The following is an 8,111-nucleotide window of genomic DNA, read 5'->3' as shown; positions in this document are numbered from 1 at the left end:
ATCAGAAATGGATTCTTTTTTCATTTTTTTCATGCATTAAATAGTAACAAGAAAGCTGATTAGATAGGCGATATTAGTCTATATTAGAAAATCTGTGAATAATTCAGGACTAATTTTGTATTTATTATTTTTCTTGAAAATAGGGTTTTCTGATAGGAGGAAAAGATAACATGATGAAGTACTTACAAAAAATTGGTCGCTCTTTAATGCTGCCAGTAGCCGTTTTGCCAGCTGCAGCGATCTTAATGGGGATCGGTTATTGGATAGACCCAGCGGGCTGGGGAGCAGGTAATCCAATCGCTGCATTTTTAATTAAGGCAGGATCTTCAATTATCGATAACATGTCTATTTTATTTGCCGTAGGGGTAGCGCTCGGCATGTCTAAAAACAAAGACGGTTCCGCGGCTTTGAGCGGGTTGGTTGCCTACTTGGTCGTAACAACCTTGCTTTCAACAGATTCTGTCGCTATGCTTCAAGGGATTGACGCGGAAAATGTAAATCCAGCTTTTGTAAAAATTGAGAATCAGTTTGTTGGGATTCTTTCAGGGATTATAGCATCCATTATGTACAATCGCTTTAGTGAAGTACAATTGCCAGCGGCATTGGCATTCTTTAGTGGAAAACGATTAGTGCCAATTATGTCTGCTGTTTCCATGTTAGTTGCTTCAGTTGTATTGTTCTTTGCATGGCCGGTTATTTTTACAGGTTTAGTATCTTTCGGTACAGCGATTAGTAAATTGGACTTTATCGGTGCAGGATTGTACGGCTTCTTTAACCGATTATTAATTCCTACAGGCTTGCATCATGCTTTAAATTCCGTATTTTGGTTTGATGTCGCTGGTATTAACGATATCGGCAATTTCTGGGCAGGAACTGGAACAAAGGGAATTACAGGAATGTATCAGGCCGGTTTCTTTCCGATCATGATGTTTGGACTTCCAGCAGCAGCTCTAGCGATGTATCATACTGCGAAAACTAAAAGAAAAAAACAAGCGGCATCCCTGTTGCTAGCAGCAGGTTTTGCTTCATTCTTTACAGGGGTTACTGAGCCTTTTGAATTTTCATTTATGTTTTTAGCGCCAGCATTATATGTTGTTCATGCTGCCTTAACGGGGATCTCATTAGCAATCGCTGCGTTCTTCCATTGGACTGCAGGCTTTGGCTTCAGTGCAGGATTAGTTGACTTTGTCTTAAGCTCTAGACTTCCATTAGCTAATCAGCCATATATGCTGCTTCTTCAAGGTTTAGTATTTGCTGTGATTTACTATGTATTATTCCGCTTCTTAATCACGAAGTTTAACTTAGCTACTCCAGGAAGAGAAGAGGACACAGAAGAAGATACAGCGAGTACAGCAACCACAGGTGATAATAAGTTCGCTGTGATGGCAGAAAAGATTTATGAAGGCTTAGGCGGAGATGAAAATGTAACATCTGTAGATAACTGTGTAACACGTCTGCGTATTGAAGTAAAAGACATGGATGCCGTTGATCAAAATAAAATTAAGTCAACAGGTGTACCTGGCATCAATATTGTCGGACCTCAAAGCATCCAAGTAATTGTAGGGACACAAGTTCAATTTGTAGCAGATGAAATTGAAAAAATCCGTAAAGGCTAAAATATCAAAAATGAAAACTACCTGATGGTTAACCAGGTAGTTTTCTGTTTAACTTTAGAGACGATCATGACGATACTTTTCATAAAGAAGAAAGATGATTATAATGACAATAGTGTGGATTAGTGTAACTGAAAGGAGATTCTTCGGTGATTGACAAAAATTCTCCTCTACCTTTGTATTATCAGTTAGAAGAGCAAATCAAAAAAACGATCGAATCTGAACAATTAAGGCCCGGGGACGCTCTGCCTTCAGAACGCGAGCTTTCCGAAAGCTATCAAATAAGCCGAATGACGGTAAGACAAGCCATTACCAACCTAGTGAATAAAGGCTATCTTTTTAGAGAAAAAGGAAAAGGCACCTTTGTATCAAATCAAAAGTTCGAACAAAACTTACAAGGCCTTACGAGTTTTACAGAGGACATGAAAGCACGTAACTTAGTGCCGGGAAATAAATTATTGCATTTTGAAATTTACCCTGCAGATCCTGATATAAAGGAACGTCTTTCATTAGATGATGACGAACTTATTTATAAAATAAAGCGGCTTCGCCTGGCAAATGAGGAGCCGATCGCCCTTGAAACGAGCTTCTTGCCAGTCAAGCTTGTCCCTGGATTAACCCCGGAAATTTTAGAGAAATCGTTATACACCTATATTGAAAATGAATTGCGATTAAACATCGGGCACGCTACTCAAACGGTTGAAGCTGCTCTTGTTAACGAAGGGGATAGTAAACATTTAAAGATAAAAAAAGGTGTCCCGGTTTTACTGATTCAACGGGAGACGTATTTAGAAAACGGAACACCGTTGGAGCTTGTAAGATCGTCTTATCGAGCTGATAAATATAAGTTTAAAATTGATATTGAAAGAAAATAAGTGGTGCTGAGACTTGACTCTTGCTTTACCTTGAGTTAGGACTCAGCTATTTTCTTTTGCTCTCACTAGGCCCTTTCCAATCAAAACGAATTGGTGAGTTGACACTAGAAATCAATCATGTTATTTTTATGTTATCGATAACATAAAGGGGATTTCATCATTACACTTTACATCGTTATGCAAAATAAAATTTTGTTAAATTTCCTCTTTAGCAGCAAATGATTTGCCTGTTGATATTTTAGTTATCCTCAGCATTTGCCGCACATCATTACTCTTTTAAAAAAGCTTCCACAGTTTAGAGCAGACATTATCCATATGCCACAGGAATTAACAGCAATAGAAATGAAAGCGATTTCTATAGCGCGGTTTTATCACTTACAGTTAAAAACTTTAATTATCTAGGGGGAATGACAGTGCGATTGCTTAATAAAACAGCGATTATTACAGGCGGTGCAAGTGGAATCGGTGAGGCATCTGCTTCATTATTTGCTTCTGAAGGAGCTAAATTGGTCATTGCTGACATTAGTGAAGAAAACATTGCCCGTGTAGTGTCGCATTTACGAGATCAAGGTATCGAAGCTTTCGGGGTGAATTGTAACGTTTCTGAAGAGTCCGATGTAAAGAGGCTAATCTCTTTAGCAGTTGAACAGTATGGCAAAATTGATATTCTGTTTAACAATGCTGGAACGATTTTGCCGAAAAAACTGGAAGATACGACCGGAGAGGAATGGGATCATTTATTTCACGTTAATGTAAGGAGCATGTTTCTCACTGCGAAATACGTCATAGACCACCTTAAATACAATAAAGGAACGATCATTAATATGGCCTCGATGACTGGGGTAGCTGGTCAACAAAACAATCCGGCTTACTCAGCCTCAAAAGGGGCAGTTATCGCTTTAACAAAAGCACTGGCTATCGATTTGGCGCCGTTTGAAGTAAGGGTAAATGCCATTTGTCCTGCTGGTGTACAAACCCCTTTATTAGAAAGCTGGTTAAAGCAGCAGAAAGACCCGAAAGAGGCCTCTGTTGCCCAAGATCGTTCCCATATGTTGCGACGTACAGCATCGCCTCTAGAGATTGCGAAAGTCGCTCTGTTCCTTGCAAGCGATGATTCATCCTTTATAACAGGAGAGCATATAGTGGTCGACGGAGGAGCAACTCTCGGTTACGGGAAAGGGGCTAAGGCGGAATGGAATTTGATTACAACTTTAACTTAATGAAAACGAAAATTATCGATTATAAGTAATTAGCATCAACCAAATTGGCATTAGCTAATAAAATTCTTTACAAGGAACTTAGGATGTGTTCCATGAACCTGCACACCATCCTATTTCTACATACAGAAAGGATGATCTTCTATGCTAAAAGGGATTCCATCTATATTATCGCCTGACCTTATGAAAATCCTATTAGAAATGGGACACGGTGACGAAATTGTGTTTGCTGACGGAAACTTTCCTTCTGCAAGCTGTGCACAAAGGTTAGTTAGATGTGATGGTCACAAAATTCCGGTGCTGTTACATGCCGTTATGAAATTATTCCCCCTTGATACATATGTGGAAAAGCCGTTGGCATTAATGAAGGTAGTACCGGGCGATTCAATAAAGCCTGTCATCTGGGATGAGTATCGAACAATCATTCAAGAATATAATGGACCATTAAACGATTTTGAGATTCTTGATAGGTTTTCATTTTATGAGCGGGCAAAAAAGGCCTATGCTATCGTTGCTACTAGTGAAAAAGCGCTCTATGCAAACATTATTTTAAAAAAAGGTGTGTTAACGGATTTCGACTAATAGTTTATTAGCCTTATAGTGAATATATCTTGTGATGGCTTCCGCCTGAGAAATAAGAATGCCTGAAAAGTGGAGATGTTGTAACAAATTGAGATTGAAAAGGCAGGATCCTTAACGAACACCAGAAACAAGAAGCTGTTGTCACCATCGCTAAATAGCAGGTTTTAACCGTGGAATGACACTCTAAATAAAAGGAGCATAATCATTTATTACGAAAAACCGGGTGATCCTCATTTAAGGATTCCCGGTTGTTTGTTTAAGAAAGGGTTTTGGTGTCTTTTATATTGATAGAAGATTTTCGAACGATCAATTCTGCTGGAAGGACAATTTTTCGATATTCAGGCGGAGCTTTTTTTTCAATTCTATCAATTAATAACTGGGTCCCAGTAAAGCCAAAATTGTAAGCCGGCTGTGATGCAACGGTTAAGAATGGATAAAGATCCACAGGTCCTAAATCATCAAAACAAACAACTGACATTTCTTCAGGAACATTTACATTATGAAGGTGAAGCGCTTTAATCGTATTAACTGCAATGAAATTATTTGCTGCAAAAATAGCTGTCGGGCGTTCTGTTATCGAAAGGGATAATAATTTTTTAACGTTTTCGTTCGCATTTTCTTGTTTATAATGGCTTTGATAAATTTCATTTGCTTCGAGGCCGTAAATTTTTAAGGTTTCAATATAGGCCTTTTGACGTTCTCGTGCCGTAGAAGTATTCAGCGGCCCGTTAAATAAAGCGATTTTTTCATGTCCTTGATTAATAAGATGTTCTATTAATTTTCTAGTTCCTTCACGGCTGTCTCCATTAACTTCGTCGGATTGAATGTCTTCTATTTTTCGGTCGAGTAAGGTAAATGGGATATTATGTTTGATTAACGTTCGTAAATTTTTTTTCGATTGGTCTCCAGTTGGGGTAATTAATACTCCATCGACTCCAGATGAGATGAGCATATTAATATAATCAGATTCTTTTTTTAAATTTTCATCCGTATTGCATAAAATGAGCTGGTAACCCATTTGCATAGCTTTATCTTCCGCGCCTCTTGTTACTTTTGTGAAAAATGGGTTCGTTATGTCAGTAATAACTAAAGCGAGAATTTTCGATTTATTTGTTGACAGTTTTCTGGCAGAAGAATTGGGTATATAGCCCATTTCTTTTATGATCTCTTCTACTTTTTTTCTTGTAGTCTCACTAATGTTACCGGATTTATTAATCACTCTTGATACGGTCATTGGTGAAACATTGGCCTTTTGTGCTATATCGTAAATAGTTACCATCTGAGACTTCCTTCCTCCTGAACAGCATCTATTAACAGTTTACAAAAAAATTGGAATTGACAGCAAGTTTGAAAGCATGTTTTTAGGTTATCGGCAACATAAATATATCAAAAAATAATGAATCCATGGAATATACGTGTGAAATAACGGCTGCTTTTCTTTTGAGCCCCCATATTTTATTGAAGTATTGGTTAAATAATTGAAGATGAATAGAATTTATTTCGGTAAATTATACAGATAAATTTTTTTGACATTTACATAAAGGGGATGCAAAGCATGACAGTTGAAATAGCAAATCAGCCTCAGCTACGGGTTCTAACCTTTAACATTCATCACGGAGAAGGAAATGACGGTATTATTGATTTGAATCGCATAGCTGCTATCATCAATAATGTTAAACCTGACCTTGTAGCGATCCAAGAGGTAGATAAAAATGTAAAAAGAACAGAAAATGTTGATCAGCCCGATTTATTAGGTCAGTTGACTGGGATGAATGTCGCTTTTGGTAAGGCAGTTGATTTTGATGGCGGTGAATATGGACAGGCATTATTATATCGCTTTCCGCTAGACTCATTCGAAACGATCTCTTTACCTAATCCAGCTAACAATGAACAACGTGTCGCGTTAGTTGGAAAATTTGTTCCTGAAAATGACTTACCACCCTTTACATTTATCGGAACACACCTTGAATTTGAATCGAAGGAGTGCCAGATCGCCCAAGCAGAAAAACTGAAAAATCAATTTGGGACAACAACTCCTTTAATTTTGGCTGGTGATTTAAATGCTACACCTCAATCTGCTGCAATTGATATATTAAGAACAAATTGGGATGATGCCACAGCTAAAATTACGGAACCAACGTGCGAAGAAGATGGGAAAATTGATTATATTATGTATGGAGGACGAAATCAATGGCGAGTCATCAGCACACAAGCGTTAGATAATCGTAGAGCATCTGATCACAAACCCGTCTTTGCAGTACTTAGCTGGAGGGGTGAATAAATATTAGCTACAACAAATTGTTCAAATGTGCAGAAAATAATAATTCACTTAATATAGATTGACACATGGTCCGGTTCATGATATTTTAATGTTATCGGTAACATTGAAATATCATATCTCCAATAATGATTTAATTGCAGGTGTCTTCCGCTCGCTTGAGTTTGAATCATCACCTTTTAAGAGAAGTTTTACTTTGATTTAGATTGAAGGTTGAAATTCGACCTAGGTTACAAGATTTTTGAGATGTTCGATGGATTTACGATCTCAAGGCGTGAAAAATATCGACACCTGTAAATGAAGATTTTCCTCTTAAAATATTGATTTACCCTAGTAGTTACAGTTATATCTACTTTACTTCAAGAGTTCCCTCAACGAAGAATTGTCATCAACATCATGTGATAAAATCTGCTATTCGAAAGTAAACCCTTCAGAAGAAATAATTAAACTGTTTAGAGAAATACTGACTGTTTTTATCAAGTTAAAACCACAGATTTACTTAGTCTGTTGTTATTTGTAAGCGCTTAAAAAACGAACATGCAAAGGGAGGGAGTAAACATTGGAAATTGTGAAAACTTCTAAAAAAACTGAATTTCCTGCCAATGTTACGAGCAAGAAAAAGACGAAAACGAACAATTCTGCATGGAAAATAAAAAGTTCGTGGCAGCTATATGTAATATTTCTTCTGCCACTCGCTTACATTATTATTTTCCAATATATTCCGATGTACGGAATTACGATCGCATTTAAAGATTTTAATCCTGCGGAAGGAATATTAGGAAGTCCGTGGGTTGGATTTAAACATATCGAGGCTTTCTTTCATTCTTACGAATTTTGGAGAGTCATAAAAAATACAATAGGACTCAGCCTTTATCAGCTTATCATCGGCTTTCCATTTCCAATTTTACTGGCGCTTAGTTTAAATTATGTGAATAAGAAATATTTCAAGAAGACGGTTCAAATGATATCTTATGCCCCGCATTTTATATCGGTAGTTGTTTTTATACTAAAACAATTAAATGATTCTTGTACAAAGATGAAATAAAGAGTATATATTCCTAGCAGGATCGTACCTTATGCTGTATGCTCAAACAATTGATGGATGAATCTTTTCTGATTTTGGACAGACTGATCCCGAAAATCAATCTGCTCTTTTTTTAATCATATGCATCGCTTCTACTCACAAAAGCATGGATGTAGATGTTTCAAAAGACTTGAACCCTAACAAAGGAAGAACTCTTCTCTTAAAGAATCGATGATCCTGTTCCACGATGTTATTTAGAAATTTCACTTGCCTTATTTGGATGCCTTCTGGCATTTTTTTGTGCGACGGGCAGTCGCAAGGAGTGTTGACTGAGTCAACACTCTTCTTTTCGAAGTTTAAGCGTACTATGTCAATTACTTTTTTTAATAATTTGGGTATACTTAATAAGCATCAACTAAAATTGTAAAAAAATGTAAGTTAGAAACAACTGACAAGGAGCTCTATGAAAGTTATCCACTACTTCTCAGATCTGAAGCGGTAAACCTCGTTTCAATACTATAG

General features: G+C 37.1%; 7 protein-coding genes and 1 pseudogene. 6 read left to right on the top strand and 2 right to left on the bottom strand.

The features are described 5' to 3' along the window. Positions 1-170 precede the first annotated feature (170 nt). The 4 genes from nagE to fucU all read left to right on the top strand — a co-directional run bounded on the left by nagE (position 171) and on the right by fucU (position 4,287). Positions 171-1,616 carry an N-acetylglucosamine-specific PTS transporter subunit IIBC gene (nagE, locus tag Q1B07_RS25585; RefSeq protein ID WP_299095335.1) on the top strand — a complete coding sequence of 482 codons (1,446 nt, stop codon included), beginning with the start codon at positions 171-173 and terminating at the stop codon, positions 1,614-1,616. 146 nt (positions 1,617-1,762) lie between these two features. Further along, positions 1,763-2,488 carry a GntR family transcriptional regulator gene (locus Q1B07_RS25580; RefSeq protein ID WP_299095333.1) on the top strand — a complete coding sequence of 242 codons (726 nt, stop codon included), beginning with the start codon at positions 1,763-1,765 and terminating at the stop codon, positions 2,486-2,488. A 413-nt stretch (positions 2,489-2,901) separates the two neighbouring features. Continuing rightward, complete coding sequence (locus Q1B07_RS25575) at positions 2,902-3,708, top strand: SDR family NAD(P)-dependent oxidoreductase (RefSeq protein WP_299095331.1); 807 nt, start codon at positions 2,902-2,904, stop codon at positions 3,706-3,708. Positions 3,709-3,849: 141 nt separating this feature from the next. After that, on the top strand, positions 3,850-4,287 hold the full coding sequence (fucU, locus tag Q1B07_RS25570; protein WP_299095329.1) for an L-fucose mutarotase: 438 nt from the start codon (positions 3,850-3,852) through the stop codon (positions 4,285-4,287). Between the two features lie 256 nt (positions 4,288-4,543). Here fucU and Q1B07_RS25565 read toward each other — a convergent pair whose 3' ends face one another. Then, positions 4,544-5,566, bottom strand: a complete 1,023-nt coding sequence (locus tag Q1B07_RS25565) for a LacI family DNA-binding transcriptional regulator (protein ID WP_299095327.1) — start codon at positions 5,564-5,566, stop codon at positions 4,544-4,546. Positions 5,567-5,842: 276 nt separating this feature from the next. Here Q1B07_RS25565 and Q1B07_RS25560 point away from each other — a divergent pair, with 276 nt between their 5' ends. Together Q1B07_RS25560 and Q1B07_RS25555 are read left to right on the top strand one after the other, a co-directional pair. Continuing rightward, positions 5,843-6,568, top strand: a complete 726-nt coding sequence (locus Q1B07_RS25560; protein ID WP_299095325.1) for an endonuclease/exonuclease/phosphatase family protein — start codon at positions 5,843-5,845, stop codon at positions 6,566-6,568. Positions 6,569-7,124: 556 nt separating this feature from the next. Continuing rightward, positions 7,125-7,610 (top strand): hypothetical protein, encoded by a 486-nt coding sequence (locus Q1B07_RS25555; RefSeq protein WP_299095322.1) that lies wholly within the window; start codon positions 7,125-7,127, stop codon positions 7,608-7,610. 29 nt (positions 7,611-7,639) lie between these two features. On the opposite strand, the pseudogene Q1B07_RS25550 reads toward Q1B07_RS25555, so the two are convergent. Beyond that, positions 7,640-7,889, bottom strand: a pseudogene (locus Q1B07_RS25550) (DDE-type integrase/transposase/recombinase); the annotation flags it as partial. Positions 7,890-8,111 lie beyond the last annotated feature (222 nt).

The organism is uncultured Metabacillus sp., assembly GCF_947503125.1.
Lineage (GTDB): Bacteria > Bacillota > Bacilli > Bacillales > Bacillaceae > Metabacillus.
The sequence above is the reverse complement of the archived record's forward strand: the minus strand, read 5'-3'. Positions and strand labels throughout refer to the sequence as shown.